The sequence below is a fragment of the Rhizobium sp. FG113 genome, assembly GCF_057809895.1.
In genome coordinates, this window is the sequence record NZ_JBMDKV010000002.1 from 305,587 (window position 1) to 326,058 (window position 20,472).

The 20,472-nt window shown below is 62.0% G+C and carries 22 protein-coding genes and 1 pseudogene; 9 read left to right on the plus strand and 14 right to left on the minus strand.

The features are described 5' to 3' along the window. Positions 1–71 precede the first annotated feature (71 nt). The 6 genes and pseudogenes from ACODTZ_RS08610 (at position 72) to ACODTZ_RS08635 (ending at position 3,118) form a co-directional block, all read left to right on the plus strand. Positions 72–338: a hypothetical protein gene (locus ACODTZ_RS08610; protein ID WP_058193713.1), complete on the plus strand. Its 267-nt coding sequence runs from the start codon at positions 72–74 to the stop codon at positions 336–338. Positions 339–528: 190 nt separating this feature from the next. Then, the gene (locus tag ACODTZ_RS08615; RefSeq protein WP_099503724.1) at positions 529–1,029 is read left to right on the plus strand and encodes a Dps family protein; all 501 of its coding nucleotides are present in this window, start codon (positions 529–531) and stop codon (positions 1,027–1,029) included. 28 nt (positions 1,030–1,057) lie between these two features. Continuing rightward, on the plus strand, positions 1,058–1,387 hold the full coding sequence (locus ACODTZ_RS08620) for an alpha/beta fold hydrolase (protein WP_489025139.1): 330 nt from the start codon (positions 1,058–1,060) through the stop codon (positions 1,385–1,387). Continuing rightward, positions 1,353–1,919, plus strand: coding sequence for an alpha/beta fold hydrolase (locus ACODTZ_RS08625; RefSeq protein WP_266282153.1), 567 nt, complete (start codon positions 1,353–1,355; stop codon positions 1,917–1,919). The genes ACODTZ_RS08620 and ACODTZ_RS08625 overlap by 35 nt, the downstream gene beginning before the upstream one ends. Positions 1,920–1,970: 51 nt before the next feature. Further along, a pseudogene (locus ACODTZ_RS08630) lies at positions 1,971–2,408 on the plus strand (peptide-methionine (S)-S-oxide reductase); the annotation flags it as partial. Positions 2,409–2,848: 440 nt separating this feature from the next. Further along, positions 2,849–3,118, plus strand: coding sequence for a helix-turn-helix transcriptional regulator (locus ACODTZ_RS08635; protein WP_099503730.1), 270 nt, complete (start codon positions 2,849–2,851; stop codon positions 3,116–3,118). On the opposite strand, the gene ACODTZ_RS08640 is transcribed toward ACODTZ_RS08635, so the two are convergent. The 4 genes from ACODTZ_RS08640 to ACODTZ_RS08655 form a co-directional block, all read right to left on the minus strand. Then, positions 3,108–4,364: a tyrosine-type recombinase/integrase gene (locus tag ACODTZ_RS08640; protein WP_099503732.1), complete on the minus strand. Its 1,257-nt coding sequence runs from the start codon at positions 4,362–4,364 to the stop codon at positions 3,108–3,110. The genes ACODTZ_RS08635 and ACODTZ_RS08640 overlap by 11 nt on opposite strands. Before the next feature lie 318 nt (positions 4,365–4,682). Beyond that, the gene (gene guaA / locus ACODTZ_RS08645; RefSeq protein WP_489025141.1) at positions 4,683–6,245 is read right to left on the minus strand and encodes a glutamine-hydrolyzing GMP synthase; all 1,563 of its coding nucleotides are present in this window, start codon (positions 6,243–6,245) and stop codon (positions 4,683–4,685) included. 124 nt (positions 6,246–6,369) lie between these two features. Continuing rightward, entirely contained in the window at positions 6,370–7,008 is a 639-nt protein-coding gene (locus ACODTZ_RS08650) for a 5'-methylthioadenosine/S-adenosylhomocysteine nucleosidase (protein WP_489025143.1), read from the minus strand. Then, a complete protein-coding gene (locus ACODTZ_RS08655) occupies positions 7,005–7,454 on the minus strand; it encodes a PaaI family thioesterase (protein ID WP_026283151.1) in 450 nt (149 codons plus the stop codon). Before ACODTZ_RS08655 ends, ACODTZ_RS08650 begins: the two co-directional genes overlap by 4 nt. A 142-nt stretch (positions 7,455–7,596) precedes the next feature. On the opposite strand from ACODTZ_RS08655, the gene ACODTZ_RS08660 reads away from it, so the two are divergent. Continuing rightward, the gene (locus ACODTZ_RS08660; protein WP_489025145.1) at positions 7,597–8,058 is read left to right on the plus strand and encodes a GNAT family N-acetyltransferase; all 462 of its coding nucleotides are present in this window, start codon (positions 7,597–7,599) and stop codon (positions 8,056–8,058) included. On the opposite strand, the gene ACODTZ_RS08665 is transcribed toward ACODTZ_RS08660, so the two are convergent. Beyond that, positions 8,055–8,687: a nucleotidyltransferase domain-containing protein gene (locus ACODTZ_RS08665; protein ID WP_489025146.1), complete on the minus strand. Its 633-nt coding sequence runs from the start codon at positions 8,685–8,687 to the stop codon at positions 8,055–8,057. The two genes, ACODTZ_RS08660 and ACODTZ_RS08665, sit on opposite strands and share 4 nt — an antisense overlap. A gap of 11 nt (positions 8,688–8,698) precedes the next feature. Beyond that, complete coding sequence (locus tag ACODTZ_RS08670) at positions 8,699–9,151, minus strand: TspO/MBR family protein (protein ID WP_489025148.1); 453 nt, start codon at positions 9,149–9,151, stop codon at positions 8,699–8,701. Between the two features lie 137 nt (positions 9,152–9,288). Between ACODTZ_RS08670 and ACODTZ_RS08675 the strand changes: the two genes are divergently transcribed. After that, the gene (locus ACODTZ_RS08675) at positions 9,289–10,365 is read left to right on the plus strand and encodes a DUF2252 family protein (protein WP_489025149.1); all 1,077 of its coding nucleotides are present in this window, start codon (positions 9,289–9,291) and stop codon (positions 10,363–10,365) included. Here the strand turns inward: ACODTZ_RS08675 and ACODTZ_RS08680 are convergent. The 4 genes from ACODTZ_RS08680 to ACODTZ_RS08695 are packed head-to-tail and all read right to left on the minus strand — an operon-like array spanning position 10,351 to position 15,481. Further along, positions 10,351–11,448 carry a DUF1513 domain-containing protein gene (locus ACODTZ_RS08680; RefSeq protein WP_489025151.1) on the minus strand — a complete coding sequence of 366 codons (1,098 nt, stop codon included), beginning with the start codon at positions 11,446–11,448 and terminating at the stop codon, positions 10,351–10,353. The genes ACODTZ_RS08675 and ACODTZ_RS08680 overlap by 15 nt on opposite strands. Before the next feature lie 4 nt (positions 11,449–11,452). Then, positions 11,453–12,619: an imelysin family protein gene (locus tag ACODTZ_RS08685; protein ID WP_489025153.1), complete on the minus strand. Its 1,167-nt coding sequence runs from the start codon at positions 12,617–12,619 to the stop codon at positions 11,453–11,455. Continuing rightward, positions 12,619–14,154, minus strand: coding sequence for a di-heme oxidoreductase family protein (locus ACODTZ_RS08690; protein ID WP_489025154.1), 1,536 nt, complete (start codon positions 14,152–14,154; stop codon positions 12,619–12,621). The genes ACODTZ_RS08685 and ACODTZ_RS08690 overlap by 1 nt, the downstream gene beginning before the upstream one ends. A 46-nt stretch (positions 14,155–14,200) precedes the next feature. After that, positions 14,201–15,481, minus strand: a complete 1,281-nt coding sequence (locus ACODTZ_RS08695; RefSeq protein ID WP_018899317.1) for an imelysin family protein — start codon at positions 15,479–15,481, stop codon at positions 14,201–14,203. A 213-nt stretch (positions 15,482–15,694) separates the two neighbouring features. Between ACODTZ_RS08695 and ACODTZ_RS08700 the strand changes: the two genes are divergently transcribed. Next, positions 15,695–16,201: an HPP family protein gene (locus tag ACODTZ_RS08700; protein WP_111563194.1), complete on the plus strand. Its 507-nt coding sequence runs from the start codon at positions 15,695–15,697 to the stop codon at positions 16,199–16,201. A 16-nt stretch (positions 16,202–16,217) separates the two neighbouring features. Here the strand turns inward: ACODTZ_RS08700 and ACODTZ_RS08705 are convergent, their stop codons facing one another. The 4 genes from ACODTZ_RS08705 to queG form a co-directional block, all read right to left on the minus strand. Next, positions 16,218–17,507, minus strand: coding sequence for an RsmB/NOP family class I SAM-dependent RNA methyltransferase (locus ACODTZ_RS08705; protein ID WP_489025156.1), 1,290 nt, complete (start codon positions 17,505–17,507; stop codon positions 16,218–16,220). A 161-nt stretch (positions 17,508–17,668) separates the two neighbouring features. Further along, positions 17,669–18,031 (minus strand): septal ring lytic transglycosylase RlpA family protein, encoded by a 363-nt coding sequence (locus ACODTZ_RS08710; RefSeq protein ID WP_026283154.1) that lies wholly within the window; start codon positions 18,029–18,031, stop codon positions 17,669–17,671. 406 nt (positions 18,032–18,437) lie between these two features. Next, the gene (locus ACODTZ_RS08715) at positions 18,438–19,310 is read right to left on the minus strand and encodes an SDR family oxidoreductase (protein ID WP_489025158.1); all 873 of its coding nucleotides are present in this window, start codon (positions 19,308–19,310) and stop codon (positions 18,438–18,440) included. Continuing rightward, positions 19,310–20,470, minus strand: a complete 1,161-nt coding sequence (gene queG, locus ACODTZ_RS08720) for a tRNA epoxyqueuosine(34) reductase QueG (RefSeq protein WP_489025160.1) — start codon at positions 20,468–20,470, stop codon at positions 19,310–19,312. Before queG ends, ACODTZ_RS08715 begins: the two co-directional genes overlap by 1 nt. Positions 20,471–20,472 lie beyond the last annotated feature (2 nt).

The following is a 20,472-nucleotide window of genomic DNA, read 5'->3' on the forward strand; positions in this document are numbered from 1 at the left end:
CTCTGGACTCGTTGGCCGTTAGGGAAACAACGGGGTTCAAACCGTCCTTCAGATGAGTGTGGTGGGGTCGGATGGAGCGGGCAAAGTTTGATGCGGCCTTCAAGGAACTGCCGGAAGGTTACAGCGAAGGCATCTACGACGGTCGACGGTTCGGCGTGACCGTGCGTCGATCGAAGGATGGACGACGGAACAGTCTTTTCGCCCGGGAGTTGGCAGGCTCAGACCTTATCAGCTTCAATCTTTATCGCGTCTCTTCCGGGAAGGCGTCGCTCAAGCCGTGTGAGATGTCGGCGGATAAGGTTGTAGCGTTCGTTCTGAGCTATCGACCGGACGCCTGAAGAACAAGGCGCTCGCAGCGTCCCTAGGCATCGAATTTCAGCAGCGCCTTTCGGCTCCACCAAGGATATCGAAACTATAGCGACGATTTATTGGACGGGATCATTCAGTAAATCCTTCTTCTACACCGCAGCGTCAGAGGAGGCACGACGCTGATATCCCGCAGAATATTCAATCGAGGAAGTCCTAGCGATGACGAAATCTAGTTCCGCACCCGCTCCGACGCCATCTGACCTCGACGAAAGCGCGGCCATGACTGTCGCCGATGCTCTCAAGATCATCTTGGCGAACAGCTATGCTATTTACCTGAAAACGAAGAACTTCCATTGGCACGTCTCCGGGCCATATTTCAGGGATTATCACCTGCTCCTCGACGAGCAGGCGGCCGAGATACTCGCTGCCACTGACGCGATCGCAGAGCGCGCCCGGAAGACGGGTAACACCACGCTACGATCGATCGGCGATATCGCTCGCCATCAAACGATCAAGGACAACGACGCGGATTTCGTGACGCCGCAGGACATGCTCGCTGAGCTGCGCGCTGACAACCTACACATGGTGGAGTCACTGCGTCGCGCCAAGGACGTGGCGGACAAAGCCAAGGACAACGCAACTTCCGGCCTGATCGACACCTGGACCGACGAGGCGGAGCGACGCGCCTGGTTCTTGTTCGAAGTCGGTCGACCAGCCTGAAGCTCGATCTCACGGGAAGGGAAACTCGATGGCCTCGTCTCTTGTCCGCACCGAGTACATCGAGGTCGACAGCGGCCGTATCGCCTGCGACGACACCGGCGGTCCGGGGCACATCGTGCTGTGCATTCCAGGGATGGGCGATCTGCGATCCGAATATCGGCTCCTAGGGCCCGACCTAAAGCAGGCAGAATTCCGCGTCGTCACGATGGATGTGCGGGGATTCGGCGAAACGTCAGCGCGATGGACTGACTACTCCGCCCGGTCAGTGGGCCTGGACGCAATCTCTATCGTGAGACGCTTGGGCGCAGGCCCTGCCACCATCACTGGCAACTCTTTCGCGGCCGGGTCAGCTCTATAGGGCGGCGAGAGAGAGTCCGGACCTGGTCCGCAGTGTCGTGCTCCTCGGTCCGATAGTCCGAGACCTTCCACTGACGAGCGTCCAGAAGCTCGTCCTTTCGATAGGGTTCGCCGGGCCATGGCGGACGTGGTTTTGGACGACATACTGGAGCAGCCTCTATCCAACGAAGCGAGCTTTTGACCACGAGGCGATCAAGTCGGCCATCGCTCGAAATCTCAGAGAGCCGGGACGGATGCAGGCGCTGCTGACGATGCTCTCGCTTTCGAAAGCCGACACGGCCGCCATTCTAGATGACAGCGCCGTTCGCGCGCTTGTTGTGATGGGGACGAAGGATCCGGACTTCCCAAACCCGGTCGAGGAAGCTCAGAACCTAGCAAGCCGGCTGCATGCCGAGACAATGATCGTGGAAGGTGCCGGCCATTATCCCCACGTCGAAATGGCCGACCAAGTGGCGCCGCGGATCATCTCGTTCCTCGGCAGCTTATCGCCCGCGCCGGCGGCGGCCGGGATCACCCGACTGCATAGGAGCTGATGAATGGAGAAAGTCGGCTTCGGCGGCGGATGCCACTAGTGCACCGAGGGCGTCTTTCAGGCGCTGCGAGGCGTCTCCCAAGTCGATCAGGGCTTTCTGCAATCAGAAACGCCGGCCGACACGTGGGCCGAAGGTGTGGTCGTAAGTTTCGACCCTGCGGCTATTGGATTGGCCACGCTCGCCGAAGTGCATCTAAGGACGCACTCCGCCACAAGAGCTCGCTCACCGCGCGGAAAATATCGAAGCGCCATCTATGTCTTTGAAGTCGGTCAGCGGATAGAAGCCGAGAAGGCAATCGCGCAGTTTGCCGCTGAAACAGACAAGGCTGTCCACACTCTGGTGCTCCCGTTCAAGGGTTTCAAAGCTTCGGACGAGCGCTATCAGAACTATTATCGCACCGATCCAAGCAGGCCCTTCTGCCAGCGCTACATCGATCCAAAGCTGGATTTCATCCGGAAGCATTTTTCGGAGATCGCGTTGCCGCGATGAATGAATAATTGGGCTGTCGTGCAGGTCGCGATCTCATATCCCAACTGTCTGTAGGATGCAGTCAATCAGCTTTCCGGGCAGCGGAGGACTTAGGCGGCGATCGGGAACGGGGTTCCTTACGAGACAACGTCTCTCATCACCCATTTAGGGTGCCGCTTTGGGTAGATGGTGCGGGCGGTCGGATTCGAACCGACACGTATTTCTACGGCGGATTTTGAAGTGAGTCGCGGCTTTCATCGGGCTGCTATTCCACGGATGACGGCGCTTCAAACAAGAACCCAAGGGTCAGCCGACACTCCTAGATGGCACTTGCCCGTTGAGACGGCCCGTCCGATGTGCACGCTATAGCCCGATATTACCGCATCCCTTCACGCGGCGGCTTCAAATCGGAAGATCTATCGCCTTCTATCTCCACAAGAGTAAAGAAGTGGAGATACGGTATGAGCGTTGCGCCGCATGTCGCCCGCAGGACAATTCGCCGGCATCAGCTACGAGAGATCGTGCCGCTTGCCGACAGCACAATCTACGACATGGAGCAGCGAGGAGAATTCCCGCAGCGCTTCTATCTCACCTCGCGTTGCGTCGTCTGGGATCTGGCAGAAGTCGAAGCTTGGCTTGACGCTCGACGCCGTGCCTCTCGGGCCAATGCTATCGAACGCGCTCCAAGCCCCGACGTGAGATTGCGCCGCTCTCGGCCTGTCAAACACTAGGCTCGAGCTCAAGCAGCTCCATCGTGGCCGGGAGCAGGGTCGGCACATACTTCCGACCCGCGACCCAAGCGTCCACCAGGTTGGACCACTCCTGCATCATATGCCGGCGCTGGTGCTCATACTCCGCCTTGTTGTAGACGCCACGCGAGGACCGTCCGTCCTCATGCGCCAAGCACTTCTCGATCCAGTCGCTGTTGAAGCCGAGTTCGTTCAACAAAGTGGACCCGGTGCGTCGAAGATCGTGAACAGTGAAGGGCTCAAGTGGCAGCCCCTCCTTTTTCGCTCTAGCGACCACGGCGGTCGTGATCCGGTTGAACGTCGCCCGCGACATTGGCGCGTCAGCGTCATATCGCGACGGAAGGACATAGCGCGAATTGCCGGCGCAGGTTTTCAACGCGATGAAGATGTCGATGGCCTGCTGAGACAGGTAGACGTTGTGTGCCTTCGACCGCTTCATTCTTTCCTTGGGTATCGACCAGACGGCGTTCTCAAAATCGACCTCATCCCAGGTGGCATCCTGGAGCTCGCTCTTCCTGACCATCGTCAGGAGGAAAAGCTTCATTCCCAACCGTATGGTCGGCAGTGTCGGCACATGCTCAAGCTGACCGAGCATGACGCGGATCTCCGCGGGCGATAGGGACCGATCCTTCGGCACGAAGGTCGCGATGGACGCAGGCCCAACCTCATCCGCTGGGTTGGCGACCTTCTCGCCATGCAGGATGGCGAATGCAAAGATCAGCTTCACGATATCGCGCACATGGACGGCCGTGGCTGGAGCGCCGCGATCCTTCACTTTCCCACACATCATACGGAGATCGTCCGGCGTGATCTCCGTTAGGAGCCTGTTTCGGAATGTCGGCAGAATGTCGCGCTCGTAGATGGAGCGCCGCATAGCCCGCGTGCTGTCCGCCATGCGCGACTCCTGGAACCACTTTTCGCCGAACTCGCCGAATCGCTTCGCCTCCTTCAGTCGCCGCTTGTCATGCTGCTTCTCTTGAGCAGGCGACCGCCCCTCTGAAATGGCCCGCTTCGCATCGATCAGCTTCTCGCGAGCCCTGGCAAGTGAGAGGCCGTCAGGGCCATATCGGCCGAGCGTCAGCGTCTCGCGCCGTCCGTTGAGTCGATAGTCGTACCGAAACACGATCGCCCCGGACGGCTGGACCACGACATACATACCGTCACGGTCACTCACCTTGTACAATTTCTTCTGTGCTTTCAGCGCCTTAATCGCTGTGTCCGTGAGCATGGAGACCTCCAAATCTGTCCAAAAACAGCAGAGAGGCACCGATTATACCGTCAGCCCAAAACTGGGGTCACTGAAAGTGAATTTCATTCGCTCTTTCAATGCCTTAAGGCCAAAAACTATACCGTCAGCAGCTCTCTTGGCCATGACGGTATAGCGAAATCTCTAACCGAACAAGTTCCCCCATACCGTCCACTATACCGTCAAACCGGAGCACTGTCCCTCGATAGATGGCGATAGACGATGACAGTTTTATCTTTGTTATTCAGATACTTATGCCGTACCCTGGCGTACAATCGGATACTGCCGGAGGGGCAAAAATCATTCCCACTCGATCGTGCCCGGCGGCTTGCTGGTCACATCGTAGACCACGCGATTGATCCCACGCACTTCGTTGATGATGCGGGTGGCGGCGCGGCCGAGGAATTCCATGTCGTAGTGGTAGAAATCCGCCGTCATGCCGTCGACGGAGGTGACGGCGCGCAGGGCGCAGACGAATTCGTAGGTGCGGCCGTCGCCCATGACGCCGACGGTCTGGACTGGGAGCAGCACGGCGAAAGCCTGCCAGATCGCGTCGTAGAGACCGGCCTTGCGGATTTCGTCGAGATAGATGGCGTCGGCTTCGCGCAGAATCTCCAGCTTTTCGCGGGTGATGCCACCCGGGCAGCGGATCGCGAGGCCGGGGCCGGGGAAGGGGTGGCGGCCGATGAAGCTGTCCGGCAGGCCGAGCTCCTTGCCGAGCACGCGCACTTCGTCCTTGAAGAGTTCGCGCAGCGGCTCGACGAGCTGCATGTTCATACGCTCAGGCAGGCCGCCGACATTGTGGTGCGACTTGATCGTCACCGACGGGCCGCCGGTGAAGGAAACGCTTTCGATGACGTCGGGATAGAGCGTGCCCTGGCCGAGGAAATCGGCGCCGCCGAGCTTCTTGGCCTCTTCCTCGAAGGTCTCGATGAACAGGCGGCCGATGATCTTGCGCTTGGTCTCCGGGTCGGAAACCCCTTCGAGCTCGCCGATGAACTTGTCGGCCGCGTCGACGTGGATCAGGTGCAGATTGTAGTGTTCGCGGAACATGGCGACGACATTGGCCGCCTCGTCCTTGCGCATCAAGCCGTGGTCGACGAGCACGCAGGTGAGCTTGTCGCCGATCGCCTCGTGGATCAGCAGAGCCGCGACCGAGCTGTCGACGCCGCCGGACAGCGCGCAGAGCACGCGCTTGTTGCCGACCTGCTTGCGGATTTCCTCGACCGCCTTCTGGCGGTAGGCAGACATCGACCAGTCGCCCTTGATGCCGGCGATGTTGTGAATGAAGTTGCCGATCAGCTTGGCGCCATCGGGCGTGTGGACCACCTCGGGGTGGAACTGCACGCCGTAATATTTGCGCTTCTCGTCGGCGATGAAGGCGTAAGGCGCGTTCGGCGAGGTCGCTACGACCTTGAAGCCTTCGGGGAGCGCCGTGACGCGGTCGCCATGGCTCATCCAGACCTGGTGGCGCGAGCCCTTGGACCAGAGGCCTTCGAACAATGCGCTGTCTTCGTCGACTTCGAGGAAGGCGCGGCCGAATTCGCGGTGATGGCCGCTCTCGACCTTGCCGCCGAGCTGCATGCACATCGTCTGCTGGCCGTAGCAGATGCCGAAAACGGGAAGGCCGCTGTCGAAGATGATCTGGGGCGCGCGGGGCGAACCCTCATCGACCGTCGAGGCCGGGCTGCCGGACAGGATCACGGCTTTCGGCTTCAGGCTCTTGAAGCCTTCTTCGGCGGACTGGAAGGGAACGATCTCGCAGTAGACGCCCGCTTCGCGCACGCGGCGCGCGATCAGCTGGGTTACCTGGCTGCCGAAATCGACGATGAGAACGCTGTCGGGATGTGCTGTCTGGGTCATGGCGAGCCTTTAATGAAAAGCACCCGGTCTTGCAATGCGGGAAATCCGCCGCCGCGGGATTTTATTGCATCGATTGTCCCGCTTTCGCAGGGCCTGGAGCTGGTTTTCTTGGGCGTCGAAAGCGCTAGAACCAGAATACCCCATCTTCCAGCGCGGTGAACAGGCTGTCGGTGGCATCCGATAGCTTGCGGTCGATCACATGCAGATATTCGGTCCAGCCGGAGATGTGCTGCAGCTCCTCGACGCCGTCGGAAATCCCGCGCAGGCCGATCAGCGGCAGATTGTAGGCCTGGCAGGCGCGCAGGATGGCGAAGGTCTCCATGTCGACCATGTCGGCATCGATGGAAGAATAGGCAGCGCCCGAGACCACATTGCCGCCGGTCGACAAGGTCGCTTCCGCGACGCCGGGGATGCGCAGCGGCAGGTCGATGACGGCAGGCAGGTCGAGAAACGGCGTGCGCCCCTTCTCGAAACCGAGCGGCGAGGCGTCCATGTCGCGATAGGAAACCGACGTCACCTGATAGACCGCCGTCTGCTCGAGCTTTGCGGAGCCGGCCGAACCGAGAGATACCACGAGCTGCGGCAGGTCTCCGGCGTGGTCGAGGTCTGCCAGCGTCCGCGTCAACACCACGGCGGCTTCGACCGGGCCAACACCGGTCATCAGCGGCTCGAAGCGCGAGCGCAGGAAGGGGCCGTACTCGGCCTCGGCGGCCATCACGAACAGGATGGATTTTCCCGCGACCGATTTCAGTTCGAACGTCATCCAGTAATGCCCTCTCTGCCGCGTATGATCATCATGGTGCTGGTCATCGAGGCGATCAGCTTGGCCGGGCCGTCGCTGATGGCGTAGCCGCGCCCGTCGGCGACGATGATATTGGTACCGGGCTTGGTGATCTCGCCGCGAAACAGGAAGCGCTCGCCGCGCCCTGGTGACAGCAGATTGACCTTGAATTCGATCGTCAGCACCGAGGCGTCGGGGTCGATGACGCTGTAGGCGGCAAAGCCGCAGGCCGAATCCAGCACGGCCGAGATGATGCCGGCATGCAGGATGCCGTGCTGCTGCGTCAGCTTCACGTCGAACGGCAGCTCGATCTCCACCATCGCCCGCTCCACGCGGGTGAGTTCGGCGCCGATCGTGTGCAGCGCCGCCTGGCGCGAAAAATTGGTCTGGATGCGATCGCGGAAATCGCCGCTATCGGTATTGGTCATCTGTCTGCCCTCGTGCGAGCCGGAAAGTGCCATGCGTCGCCGCGCCACACAAGCGCAATGGATCGCAGCCGGTACGATTGTGCACTCAACGGCGGCGGCAGGTCGTGCTAGATCGGGGTTGAGATGAAGCGGAGGTGTCGGCATGCTGCAGGTGAGGCGTTACACGGCGGATGATTGCGACGACACGATCGCGATCTTTCTGGCGGCGATCCGCGAGGTGGCGTCCCGCGATTACAGCCCGGCCGAAATCGAAGCCTGGGCCAAGGTCGAGGATCGCGCCGCCTGGGCGAAACGCCGCGCCAGCCGGCCAACCTTCATCGCCGAGCATGCGGGACGCGCAATCGGCTTTTCCGATCTCGAGCCCGACGGCCATCTCGACATGATGTTCGTCCATCCCGCCCATCAGGGCATCGGCGTCGCCAGCCTGTTGCTCTCAACGGTCGAGGAGGAGGCGAGACGGCAACGCATCGGCCGCATTTTCACCGAGGCAAGCCTCACCGCGCGGCCCTTCTTCGAGCGTCGAGGCTTCAGCGTCATCGCCCGCCAGAGCGTCGAGAAACGCGGCCAGCGCCTCACCAATTTCCGCATGGAGAAATTTCTCTAGAGTCGGTCCAGCCAGGCGTGGCCGGGGTGCGCTTGCCCCAGCGTGGCCTTCAGCCAGTCGCGCTCGGAGGGGCCAAGCTTCGGCAGCGCCTTGGCAAAGTCCATCTCGTCCTTGTCGCGCAGGTATTTTGCCTTGAACAACAGCACGCCGGCCGCCCTGAGATAGGGTATGCCGTCGACGGTGGTGGCGATCATCTCGGCGCGGGGAAACGCAATCGAGGGATCGCGCTTGTAGACCCAGCGATCGGCCGTTCCCTCCTCGATCATCATGTCGACGCGCCAGCAGCCGGCGGCGAGATCGTGACACCATATTTGCGCGATCTCGGCGGGCGGCGCAGCGTCATTCGGCAGAGGCGAGACCACACCGCTGCCGACGGCGTAAAAATCTATGTCGCCGAGTGCCGCGCGAAACATCGCGACATCGCCGCGCAGCACCGTGAACTCCAGATCTTCGTGATCGCGTGTCTTCTCTCCATGCCAGAGATCGAGCGCCCAGCCGCCGACCACGCACCATGGCTTCGCAATGCCGGTGAGCCGCAAGGCGAGTTCCGTGGGCTGCCAGGCGTCCCATGCGCCGTGATCGGGGATCGGCCGTGTCTCCATGCGGCCCGTGTTAGCGGGGCGCGGCATCGAGGGCAATCTCAGTTGAGATAGACGATCGAGGCGTTGAGCAGCGTCGCGAAGGAAACCCAGGCGAGGTAGGGCAGGAAGAGCAGCGCGGCGACCCGGTCGGCATTCCAGCGGTTGACGATGAAGGCGATGATTAGCGCCAGCAGTGCGAGGATCACGATCAACGCCACCGTCGGCACCTGCATGCCGAAGAAGAACGGCGACCAGAGAAAATTCGCCACCATCTGTCCCGCCCAGATCAGCATGCCCACCGAGAGATGCCCGCGCATCCAGGTCCGCGCGCCGGCAAGCCCGATCAGCACGTAGAGAATGGTCCAGGCCGGCCCGAACACCCAGTTCGGCGGGTTGAAGGGCGGCTTGGCAAGCGATTGATACCATTCGCCCGGAAGATTGTTGACGCCGATCACGAGACCGCCGCCAAGCACGATCGCAACGAAGATGATGTAGGTCAGGGCTTTGCTCATGCGGGCGGAGATAGGGCGCGGGCGTCGCCTCGCCAGAGCCATATCGCATACGATTCAAATGATCGTGCAATGATCCCGATTGCCCGTCATGCGCTTCGGGATATGCTTGGCGAAGCAGGAAATTGGAGTGCTTCGAAATGGCCGGCATCGTGCAGTCCACACAGGCCTACGAAAGTTGGCTTCGCGGCCAACTCGGGGCCGATCTGGTCGAAAGCGATCTTCTGCGCAAGCACATGAAGATGCGATCAAGCAGCTTTTCATTCCTGCGCGCCACCTATTGGCGCTTTTCAGAAACCATTCTCGATATCTGTCCTGACGCTGCCGCCGCGCCAAAGGTTCTGGCGATCGGTGATACGCATCTCGAAAACTTCGGCACCTGGCGCGATGTCGAGGGACGCCTCGTCTGGGGCGCCAATGATTTCGACGACGCAGCCTTTATGCCTTACGCGCTCGATCTCATCCGGCTGACGGCAAGCGCGCTCCTGGCAGTCACCGAGGGCGGCCCGCCGGCGCAGACGATCGCGGCTTCGGTGCTGACGGGCTATCTGAGGGCGCTGCAGACGCCCATGCCCATCATTCTCGAGCGCGATCACAAATGGCTGCGCAAGGCGCTGACCCTGCCCGATAGCGAGCGCCGCGCGTTCTGGGATAAATTCGCGAGCCTTGCGCCGGGCGAAAAACCGGCACCATCGGCCTATGCCGAAGCGCTCGACGCGTCCTTGCCGTCGGGCCATGCCGCTTACGCTCCAAAGCCGCGCACCGCGGGCACCGGCAGCCTCGGGCGTCCGCGTTTCATCGCTTACACGGATTGGCGGGGCGGGCCGGTGTTGCGCGAGGCCAAGGCCATGCTGCAATCGGCCTGGTCGCTCGCCCACGCGCCCGATGATCGCGCCATCCATGCCGTCGAGATTGCGACAGGTCAGATGCGCTCTCCCGATCCGCACTACCGGCTGATCAGCTCGGTTCTGGTGCGGCGGCTGTCGCCGAGCAGCACCAAGATCGAGATCGACGGCAATTCCGATTTGCTGCTGTCGCCGGATATGCTTGACCTGATGGGCTTCGAGATCGGCAATTGCCACGCCAACGACCCCGCGGCCGTTGACGCGATCCTGCGCGACCTCAAGGCGCGCAAGCCGGGCTGGCTGGTGGAAGACGCGAAGGCTGCGGCAGCGCAGATCGGCGCCGAGCAGAAAACATGGTCACACGCGTCGTGAGGGTGCGATCCTGACGATGTGCTGGTCCCAGGCCACGCTGCTGCGCTGACCAAGGAAATCGCCGTCGTAGGAGGAAACGGCAAAGCCGGTGCTTGCGGACGCGATGCCGGCCGCCTCGGGCACGATCTCCTCGCGCAGCACCCGGCCGCTTATGGCATCGATCGTCACCGAAGCCCCGCCCTTGGGTGAGGTCACGCCCACCAGCCCGTCCTTGCGGTTGACGGCGATGGCGCCGACATAGTTGGCGAGCCGGCGTGTGGTCTCCTCAGGCAGATCGACGAAGCGCAGATCCTCGCCCTTGGCGAAGGAGCCGACCAGCGGCGGCAGATCGTTGCGGCGGCCTTCATACTGGCAGGCGAACCAGATGCGGCCGCTGTCGTCGACATCGACATGCCGCGTCGAGACCTGCGCCCATTCGGCGGGCAGCGTGTGCTTCTCGATCAGGGCGCCGGTTTCCGCATCCACGAGCGTCAGCGAGGGCTGCATGTTGCCGAGGTTGAGCTTGGTGCGGCCGAAATCCGGATGCGTCTCGATCCCGCCATTGGCAATGATGAGCGTGTGCCCGTCGTCGCTGACGGTCATGTCGTGCGGACCGACGCCATAGGTCTCGAACTCGCCGATCCGCTCGAAGCGGTCGGTGGCGTCGTAGAGGCCGATCATGCCGCGATTGCCGTCGAAATCGTTCTCGCTGGCGTAAAGGATGCGCCCATCAGGCGAAAACGCGCCGTGGCCGTAGAAATGCCGGTTCTCGGCGGCCGTGATCACGATCGGCTTGGTTTTTCCGTGCGGGTCGAAGATCATCGCATAGGTGCCCGGCCGCCGCGCGAAGGCGACGGTCTTGCCGGTGGCGGCGCTGAAGGCCATGCCGTGCGAGCGCGCCGGCAGCGCCACCTGATCGATGATCTCGCCGCGCTCTGAAACGGTCGCGACCGCGAAGGATCCATTGGCCTGCCGCACGCCCGAGGCATAGACGGCGTCGGCGCGCTCGAGCGCCATCAGCGCCCGCGGCTGAAGGGCCGCCAGGAAGGTCAGCCCGGCCGCCTTGACGAAGCTGCGCCGGTCGATCGCGGCACTCCTGATCATCGGCTCAATCGCCGTCGGAGAAGGAGAAGCCGGCCGAAAGGCCGATCGCGGCGCCATAATTGTCGCTGATCATGGTCACGAGGTCGCGCGTGTCGACCAGGAGCTGGTCGAGCTTTGCCTTTTCGGCGTCGCTGGTGGCGACCTCGATATCGGGGTTGAGCTTGGGCACCGTTTCCAGAAGCGACTTCAGCTTGGCGTCGATCGCGTCGGCGACGGGCTTCTTGTCTGATGGAAGCAGGTCGGCCATCTCGGCTTTCTGCCAAAGGTTGCGCAGCCCCTCCAGATTGGATGTCATCGACTTCCAGGTGTTCTTGGAGCGCCAGTAGATCGCCATCTTCGGGCGCGGCGTCGTGTCCTTGCCCTTGTAGAATTGCTCGAGGCGCTGATCGCGGACATTCTCGGCACCGTGCACGAGAGTGCCGAGAAGCGCGGTCACGGCTTCCTTGTTGTCCATGAAATCGGCGCTTTGCGGACCCGGATGTTTCCAGCTCGCCTGGATGCCGTCAGGCTTCTCCCAGGCGGCGACCACCTCGGCCGCCTCGCGCTGGATGTTGCCGGCAACGGCCGCGCCATATAGGCAGCGGAAACCGCTCTTTTGATTGGTGAGGTCTTCCGATCCCGTCCCATAGAGCACGTATTCAAGCGCCGTCAGACCCTGCAGGGCAACACTCTTGGAGGCGATCGCATCGACCGTCGTATCCTTGGGATCCGCCTTGGCGATCAGCGTCTGCACCTGCCTGAGACCCACGCCCTTGCGATCCGGGTAGAACAGGATGTGTTCGAAGAGATTATCCTGGATGACGGGGCCGACCTGCACCATTTCGATCGCCGACCAGTAGCGGATGATGTCGTCAAAGGCCGACTTCGCCTTGTCGAGGCTGGCGGGCGTGCCCTTGTCGCAAAGATCCTTCATCGCCGTGGTCAGCCGCGCCGCGGACTGCTGGGCATTGCGGTAACCCGGGCGGATCACCTCGTCGACCGCGCGCTGCATCACGGCAGGCACGGCATCCTCGTTCAATCCGGCCGGAGCGGCAGCCTGGCCAGCCTGGGCCTCGGGCGCAGCAGTCTGGCCCGCCGGTGCGGCCGCCTGGCCCGCCTGCGGAGCGGCCGTCTGCGCCACGGCATTGGAGGCAAGGGCAAGCGAGAGAACCAGAGGGTACCAAAGGCGCATCAAAGAGACTCCAAAAACGTAATCAGTGCCTGCCTGTTATCCGCAGGCAGGGAGGCAAATGCGTCGCGCGACTTTTGTGCTTCGCCGCCGTGCCAGAGAATGGCCTCGGTGAGGTTTCTGGCCCGGCCGTCATGAAGGAAAAAGCTATGTCCGCTGACAGTCTTGGTGAGACCTATACCCCATAGTGGCGGCGTGCGCCATTCACGTCCGCTTGCAAGTCCAACCTGTTGTCCGTCCGCCAGCCCATCGCCCATGTCGTGCAGCAGGAAGTCGGAATAGGGCCAGATCAGCTGGAAGGACTGCGCCTTGTCGAGGCTGTCGCGACGCGTCACGAACTTCGGAACATGGCAGGCCGTGCAGCCGCTTTCGTAGAAAACCTGCTTGCCCTTCAGTGTCTCCGGAAAGCTCGCCTTGCGCCGCGCCGGCACGGCCAGATTGGCGGAATAGAAGGTCACGAGGTCGAGGATCGGCCCCGGCGCTTCCTCGTTTCCGAGCCGCTTCTGCACGCCTGTTGGCATCGCCTTGCACTTGGCCTGCGCCTCGGTGCAATCGCCATGCGGGTCGGGCTGGTCAGGAGTGGAGATGCCGATGTCGTTCAGGAACGCATCGGCGCTCTGGTCGCGCACGCTGGCGTTCTGCGCCTTCCAGCCGAAGCGGCCGAGCGCGATCTTTCCGGTGCGGTGATCGCGCACGATCGCCGCCTTGCCGCGAATGCCGTCCCCGTCCTTGTCGTCGGGATCCGCATGCGCGAGGATATCGGCCTCGGGAATGGCCTCGATCAGCCCCAGCCCGATCATCGCCGGCGCCACGCGCGGCGAGATCGTCGTTGACGGGTCGAGCGGGCCGTAGCCAAGGCTGTCGATTGCGTAGAGCGGCCGCCGCAAGGATACGGTCTCGCCACCTGCGAGCGTCACCGGCTCTTCGGTGTAGCTGACCGCCATCTTCCCCTCGGCAGGAAGGCCGGGTACCGCGCGGTCCTGCAGCTGGTGGCCGTAGACGGGATCGGGGAAGTTGATGGTCTCGGCATTGGCGACGGCGCGCTCCTCGTCGTGCGTCTTGGCCGTCCGCGCCAGTCTGAGAAACATCGAGCTGGTGCTGGCGTCGGGCTCCGGCTTGCCGCGCCCGTCGTTGAGATGGCAGTTCATGCAGGAGCGCGCGTTGAACAGCGGCCCCAGCCCGTCGGAGGCTTGCGTCGAGGAAGGGGCGGAGACCCAGAGCTTCTTGAAGAGCGCATTGCCGAGCTTGAACGGCTGCTCCTCCTCGAAGGGAATGTTCGCGGAGATATGCGAGAAGGAATTCTTCGTCACCGGATCGATCGACGTCGCGCCGCCCGCCTGCATGGCCTCGTATTGCTCGGCCTTGGAGAAGTCGGTGGTCGGCCGCGTCACGTCGGCGACGCGCTTGGCGTCTGCTTCGGTGAGATCGGTGCGCTTCGTGGGAAGGTCGAAATTATCCGCAAGGGCGGCGGAAAGGCCGGCGATCGTGGCGCAGATGGTTGCGCTGAAGAGAAGACGACGGGCCGGGAAAGGCGACATTTCGGAGTTCGGGCCGCCTCGATAGCGAAGCGGCCCGCCTTTTTAATTATTTGAAGACGGCAGTAGGATTATCCAAGCTGTCGGAACCTTCAAGCTTGACCGTGCCGAGATCGAGGGCTGCGATCACGCGCTGCACCGATTTCGTCTGGTCGACGAGGCCGTCGATGGCAGCCTGGACAACGGCGTTGCCCTTCTTGTTGCCCTCGGCGATCATCTGGTCGTACTTCTCGACGTTCTGGCCGCGCTTGGCCATGATCGCCATCGCCTTCAGCGTCGCGTCGAGCTTGCCCTGCATTTCCTTGTCGAGCTTCTTGTCCTTGGCGGCGACGAGATCGTGCAGCGAGGGACCCTTCATCTTCGTACCGTCGACGCGGGTGTAGTTGCCCGTGTAGGCGGCAGCGATGCCGACAGCGTCGTTGAGGTGCGAGTTGTAGGTGTTGTCGGAGAAGCAATCATGCTCTTCTTCCGGATCGTGCAGGATCAGGCCGAGCTTCATGCGCTCGCCGGCGAGTTCGCCGTAGGAGAGCGAGCCCATGCCGGTCAGGATGGCGACGAGGCCGGCCTTCGGATCGGCTTCGACATGCTTCGTGGCTTCGCCATCCGGCTTCCAGTTGTCGGTCATTTCCTGCAGGTCGGAGACCAGAAGCGTCGATGCCGACTTCAGATATTCGGCGCGGCGGTCGCAATTGCCGTGCGTGCAATTCTTCAGGTCGTAATCGGTGGCCGGGCGGTTGCCGGCGCCTGGGCCGGTGCCGTTCAGATCCTGGCCCCAGAGCAGGAATTCGATGGCGTGATAGCCGGTCGCGACGTTGGCTTCGACGCCGCCCGCTTCAGCCAGCGTACCGGAGAGGAATTCGGGCGTCAGCTTCGAAGCGTCGACATCCTTGCCGTCGATCTTGATCGTCTTGTTGGCGATCACGTTGGCGACGTAAAGGGAGTTCTCGTCGCTCTCGGTGCCGTAGGAGGCGTCGACATAGTCGATCAGGCCTTCGTCGAGCGGCCAGGCGTTGACCTTGCCTTCCCAGTCATCGACGATCGGGTTGCCGAAGCGATAGACTTCCGTCTGCTGATAGGGAACGCGGGCCTTGATCCAGGCGGCGCGGGCAGCTTCCAGCGTCTTGTCTGTCGGCTCCTTCAAGAAGGCGTCGATCGCGGCGTCGAGCGCCTTTGCCGTGGTCAGCGCGTCTTCATACTTCGCGTGGCCGACTTCGGTGTAATATTTCACAACGGCAGCAGCATCCGGGGCCGCGTAAGCGGGTATGGCGGACAGAGCGGTTGGGGCCACCGCCAGCGCCAGGGCTGCGCAGAAATTTTTGTTGAGTTTCATGGGATCCTCTCCTGTGACGGGCGAGCTTTATAAGGCCCGACGAAAATGTCTTCGCGCAAAAGCAAACTGGTGTCAAACACTCTAGTTTGGAATGGTTTTAAGGAAACGAAATCCGCCGAAAGGCCATGAAATCGAAATCGAATTGCTTGGAAAATGGGCGATATATGAGTAATCACTGTGCAATTGCATAAACATTGTCCGGATTGATCGCGTATGCGCCGACATCTCAAGCATTTCACCCATCGCCATGAGCCGAAGGGTACCGTTCATCTCCATCTGAAATCCGGCATCGGCGCCATGATCGGCATGGCATCCGTCGGCGCGCTCACCGTTTTCACCGGCATTCCGCTGCTGATCGCGCCCTTCGGCGCCACGGCGGTGCTGATCTTCGGCCAGCCGAAGAGCCCGCTCGCGCAGCCGGCCAACGTCATCGGCGGCTACCTTCTGGCGGCGCTGATCGGCGGCCTGGCGGTCTTCCTATTTCCGGGGCTTTGGTGGGTCGGCGCGATTGCTGTCGGGCTGACGATTGCCGGCATGCTGATGCTGCGCGTCACCCATCCGCCGGCGGGCGCCGTGCCGCTGGTGGCGTTCGGCTCGCATATGGGCGGACCGATGCTGTTTCTGATCGTCGGTTTCGGCAGTGCGCTGCTGATCGCGATCGCCGTGCTGCATCACTTCATCCCGCCGCGGCATCAATATCCGCTGCGGGCCCCGCACTGATCCAGGCTCTATTGATTTAGGCTTTGCGCTTCATCCGGCAGAAGAAGAAGCCATCCGTGTCTGTCGATGCGGGCGTCAGCGTGATCGTCTGGCCGTCCGACGAGCGCGGATGCGGGCTATCCTTGCCGAACAGCTGATCCCAGCCCTCAAGCGCACCCGCAATCTCGAACGTGGGATTGGCGGCGGTAAACGCGCGCACCTGCTCCTCGTTTTCCTGCGGCAGCACCGAGCAGGTCACGTAGATCAATTCACCGCCGGGGCGCACATAGGCGCTCGCTTGGCTCAGCGCGTCCTGCTGCTGCGCGGTGCGCTCGTCGAGGTTCTTGGGCGTCAGGCGCCATTTCGTATCCGGGCGTCGGCGCCATGTGCCGGTTCCCGTGCAGGGCGCATCGACCAGCACCTTGTCGCAACGATCCTCTAGGTTCTTCAGCGCCTTCGGATTGTCGTGCACCTGGACGTTCCGGGTGCCGGCGCGCTTCAGCCGCTCGATGATTGGCGCCAGCCGCTTGCGGTCGGCGTCATAGGCGTGAACCTGGCCCTTGTTGTGCATCGCCGCCGACATGGCGAGCGTCTTGCCGCCGCCGCCGGCGCAGTAGTCGAGCACCTGCTCGCCATCCTGCGGCAGCACGAGATCGGCCACGATCTGCGATCCCTCGTCCTGAACCTCGAACCAACCTTTTTGGAACGAAAGCTCCGCTGTCACGTTGGGAAGACGGGACGCTCCTTCGCCCGCGGCAATCCGGATGCCGTAGCGCGCGATGCTGGCCTCCTGCGCGCCTGATCTTTCGAGCGCCTTGACGGCCTTTTCGCGGGTGGCCTTCAGGATGTTCGCACGGAGATCGAGCGTCGGTCGCTCGGCGAGCGCCTGTGCTTCCCTCAGCCAGGTATCGCCGAAGGATTTTTCGAAGGTGGGCTGTATCCACTCCGGGATATCGCCCTGAATATGGGAAGGAGCGTCCTTGAGATCACGGGAGTGAAAGGCCGAAAGCGTTGCCTCGGAAAGTGCTGCCGGCGCGAACTTGTCATCGGCAAGCTCGGCGGCGAGCGTTTCGGGCGTAAATCCCCACTGGCGGAACATGACGGCATGGGCGATTGCCGATGCGCTGTCGTCATCCATCAGCCAGGCGTGCGAGAGGCGCATGCGAAGCGCGTCGTAGACGATGTTGCCGATCGCGGCGCGGTCGCCGGAGCCGGCGAAGCGATGCGCGAGCCCCCAATCCTTGAGGGCATCGGCGACAGGCCGTCTGCGGGCATCGATGTCTTCAAGAACCGAAATCGCCCCTTCGAGCCTACCGCCCAATCGCATTCACAACGCTCCTATTGCCTGGATCAATGCCGGACCTTCAAGGACCGGCGGCTTGTGAACGATCCGCAGGAAGCGCGACAGACGCAGCGGATGGTACACAAGTCTCAACCGCGTGGTATCCGCGATTGGCGGCAAGAGCAAGCGGTGGCTTATATCAGGCGTTAGCCGATGACTTCGTAGCAGACCTTGGCGGTGCCGGTGCTGACCATGCCGATGTTGCTGGCGGCTGCACGGGAAAGATCGAGAACGCGGCCGCGGATGAAAGGACCACGATCGTTGATGCGGACGACGACGCTGCGGCCGTTGTTGCGGTTGGTGACCTTGACCTTGGTGCCGAAAGCGAGCGAGCGGTGCGCGGCAGTATTGATGGTCGGGTTCATGCGTTCGCCGGAAGCGGTTTTGGAGTGAAGTGCGTACCACGACGCGCCACCGCAACCATTTGCAGCAAAACCTTCCATCGGAAGGATCGTAGAACAGGCTGCTATAGTTGTGACGGCGATAATAGAACGACAAATTTTCTTCAAAACGGGGTGTCCCTCAACTGTTAAACCTACGCCTTGTGGGCGGCGGGGGCTTAAACCGGTCGAAAAGTGGCAGAAAAGTGCCCCGAGTGATCACGGAATGTTACATTATGAAATATATGTGATAAGCCGGCAAAATGATTCGAACCGTCGTCAAGCGGTTCCGAATGAAAAAAGCGCAATTGAATCAAGTAAAATTAGAACTTTTTTTGCGGGAAGCCGTTCACGACTCCCCCGATCACAAAAATCACGAAAATAATTTTGCGCGGGCGTCATAATTCCCGCCCCATTTGGGCAATTTCCAAGGCCTCCGCCCAATTTTTGCGCCAAATTTTAACGAAATCTGCCTGGAGTAGGAATTTCCTACCAATTCATCTGGTGCGATATGGCGATATCAGCGGCGTTTAAGTCAGCCGCGCCAGCGCTCGTTTTGCAACAACTGCGCGAGTGATTGCGGGTAGGTGGGGAAGGCGAAGGTGAAGCCGGCGGCCTTCAGCTTGGCGTTCGAGACACGCTTGTTCTCGCCATAGAAGGAGCGCGCCATCGGCGTCAGTTCGGCCGTTTCGAAGGCCTGTTCCGGCGGCGGCTCGACACCCATCAGGCGGGCCGCCTCGACGATGACATCCTGCGGCGGGCCGGGGCGGTCGTCGGTTACATTATAGATGCCGCCAAGTTTATGCTCGGCAAGAAACCACGCGCTGGCGCCGATATCCTCGACGCGGATGCGGTTGAACACCTGATCCTTCTTGATCAGCCGCCGCGCCGTGCCGCGCGCCAAATTGACGAAGGCATTGCGGCCCGGTCCGTAGATGCCGGACAGGCGCAGCACCGCCGCGGGAATGCCGATCCGTTCGCCGATCGCAATCCACGCCGCCTCCGCCTCCAGGCGCTCCTTGGAGCGTCCCGAAACCGGAACGCAAGGCGTCTCCTCGCTCACCCAATTGCCCTTGTGGTCGCCGTAGACGCCGACCGTCGAGAGATAGCCAATCCAGGAGAGTTCGGGCATGAGCGTTTCGATGCGCTCGCCCGCAAGCTTCAGCAGCGGATCGCCCGCCTCGCGCGGCGCGATCGATTGCACCAGATGCGTGGCCGAGCGCATGGCATCAATGAGTGTCGCATCGAGCGTCTCGCCATCGAACACGAAGGCCTCGACACCCTGCGCTCTCAGCGCGGCCGCCTTCTCTTCAGAGCGCGTCGTGCCGGAGACGCGAAAACCCTCGGCCATGAACGCCTTGGCGATGGCCGTGCCGGAGAAGCCGCAACCGAAAATCACAAGATGCATCACGCCGCTCCCGCCAGTCTCCACTCGTTCAGCACATCGCTGTCCGACTCATCCTGAGGCCTTTGTGCAGCAAAGCGCTGGAATTCGCCAGCCTCCATCAGCCGCGACAGCGCCCATATCGCCATGGCCCGCACCACGGGCGAGGCATCGGCGGCAAGAGAAAGGCAGGCATCGAGGAATCGGCGGTCGCCGGAATTGCCGGCCGCGATCAGCACATTGCGCACGAAGCGGTCGCGGCCGATACGCTTGACCGGGGAGCCGCTGAAGAAACTGCGGAAGGTGGGATCGTCGAGCGAAAGCAGCGCGGCGATATCAGGCTCCTGCAGATCCTCGCGCGCCTTCAGCTTCATTTCGGAAGCAGCACTGGCGAACTTGTTCCAGGGACAGGCGGCAAGACAGTCATCGCAGCCGTAGATACGGTTGCCGATCAGCGGCCGGATGGCCGGATCGATCGGTCCTTTGTGCTCGATCGTCAGATAGGAGATGCACCGCCGCGCGTCGATCTGATAAGGCGCGGGGAAGGCTGCCGTCGGGCAGGCGTCGAGACAGGCCCGGCACGAGCCGCAATGATCGATCTCCGGCGCATCGATCAAAAGGTCGGCCGTGGTGAACATCGAGCCGAGAAACAGCCAGGAGCCATGCGCGCGGCTGACGAGATTGGTGTGCTTGCCCTGCCAGCCGAGCCCGGCCGCGGCCGCCAGAGGCTTCTCCATCACGGGGGCAGTATCGACGAACACCTTCACATCCTCGCCGGCGCGCGCCGCAAACCGCGTGGCGATCTCCTTCAGCCGGCCCTTGATGATGTCGTGATAATCGCGGTTGCGCGCATAGACAGAGATCGCCGCCTTGTCCGGCTTCTCGAGAATGCCGCGCGGGTCTTCCTCGGGCCCGTAGTTCATCGCGAAGACGACGACCGATTTCACGTCGCTCCAAAGCGTGCGGGGATCGCCGCGCCGCTCGCGCGTCTCGGCCATCCACTCCATCGTCCCGTGCCTGCCGGCATCGATGAACTGGCCGAGGCGTTCCTTCGCCTCGGGAATGCTGTCCGGCCGCGTGATCCGACAGAGATCGAAGCCGAGCGCCTGCGCTTCCGCCTTGACGAAGGCGGTCAGCGTCTGCAGGCGTTTGTCTTCCTTGGTCAGTGCGGATCGTTCGGGCATGA

Bases quoted from the DNA above. Each gene is read 5' to 3' on its own strand.
- ACODTZ_RS08610 (WP_058193713.1), top strand. From the start codon at position 72: ATGGAGCGGGCAAAGTTTGATGCGGCCTTCAAGGAACTGCCGGAAGGT.
- ACODTZ_RS08615 (WP_099503724.1), top strand. From the start codon at position 529: ATGACGAAATCTAGTTCCGCACCCGCTCCGACGCCATCTGACCTCGAC.
- ACODTZ_RS08620 (WP_489025139.1), top strand. From the start codon at position 1,058: ATGGCCTCGTCTCTTGTCCGCACCGAGTACATCGAGGTCGACAGCGGC.
- ACODTZ_RS08635 (WP_099503730.1), top strand. From the start codon at position 2,849: ATGAGCGTTGCGCCGCATGTCGCCCGCAGGACAATTCGCCGGCATCAG.
- ACODTZ_RS08640 (WP_099503732.1), bottom strand. From the start codon at position 4,364: ATGCTCACGGACACAGCGATTAAGGCGCTGAAAGCACAGAAGAAATTG.
- guaA (WP_489025141.1), bottom strand. From the start codon at position 6,245: ATGACCCAGACAGCACATCCCGACAGCGTTCTCATCGTCGATTTCGGC.
- ACODTZ_RS08650 (WP_489025143.1), bottom strand. From the start codon at position 7,008: ATGACGTTCGAACTGAAATCGGTCGCGGGAAAATCCATCCTGTTCGTG.
- ACODTZ_RS08655 (WP_026283151.1), bottom strand. From the start codon at position 7,454: ATGACCAATACCGATAGCGGCGATTTCCGCGATCGCATCCAGACCAAT.
- ACODTZ_RS08660 (WP_489025145.1), top strand. From the start codon at position 7,597: ATGCTGCAGGTGAGGCGTTACACGGCGGATGATTGCGACGACACGATC.
- ACODTZ_RS08665 (WP_489025146.1), bottom strand. From the start codon at position 8,687: ATGCCGCGCCCCGCTAACACGGGCCGCATGGAGACACGGCCGATCCCC.
- ACODTZ_RS08670 (WP_489025148.1), bottom strand. From the start codon at position 9,151: ATGAGCAAAGCCCTGACCTACATCATCTTCGTTGCGATCGTGCTTGGC.
- ACODTZ_RS08675 (WP_489025149.1), top strand. From the start codon at position 9,289: ATGGCCGGCATCGTGCAGTCCACACAGGCCTACGAAAGTTGGCTTCGC.
- ACODTZ_RS08680 (WP_489025151.1), bottom strand. From the start codon at position 11,448: ATGATCAGGAGTGCCGCGATCGACCGGCGCAGCTTCGTCAAGGCGGCC.
- ACODTZ_RS08685 (WP_489025153.1), bottom strand. From the start codon at position 12,619: ATGCGCCTTTGGTACCCTCTGGTTCTCTCGCTTGCCCTTGCCTCCAAT.
- ACODTZ_RS08690 (WP_489025154.1), bottom strand. From the start codon at position 14,154: ATGTCGCCTTTCCCGGCCCGTCGTCTTCTCTTCAGCGCAACCATCTGC.
- ACODTZ_RS08695 (WP_018899317.1), bottom strand. From the start codon at position 15,481: ATGAAACTCAACAAAAATTTCTGCGCAGCCCTGGCGCTGGCGGTGGCC.
- ACODTZ_RS08700 (WP_111563194.1), top strand. From the start codon at position 15,695: ATGCGCCGACATCTCAAGCATTTCACCCATCGCCATGAGCCGAAGGGT.
- ACODTZ_RS08705 (WP_489025156.1), bottom strand. From the start codon at position 17,507: ATGCGATTGGGCGGTAGGCTCGAAGGGGCGATTTCGGTTCTTGAAGAC.
- ACODTZ_RS08715 (WP_489025158.1), bottom strand. From the start codon at position 19,310: ATGCATCTTGTGATTTTCGGTTGCGGCTTCTCCGGCACGGCCATCGCC.
- queG (WP_489025160.1), bottom strand. From the start codon at position 20,470: ATGCCCGAACGATCCGCACTGACCAAGGAAGACAAACGCCTGCAGACG.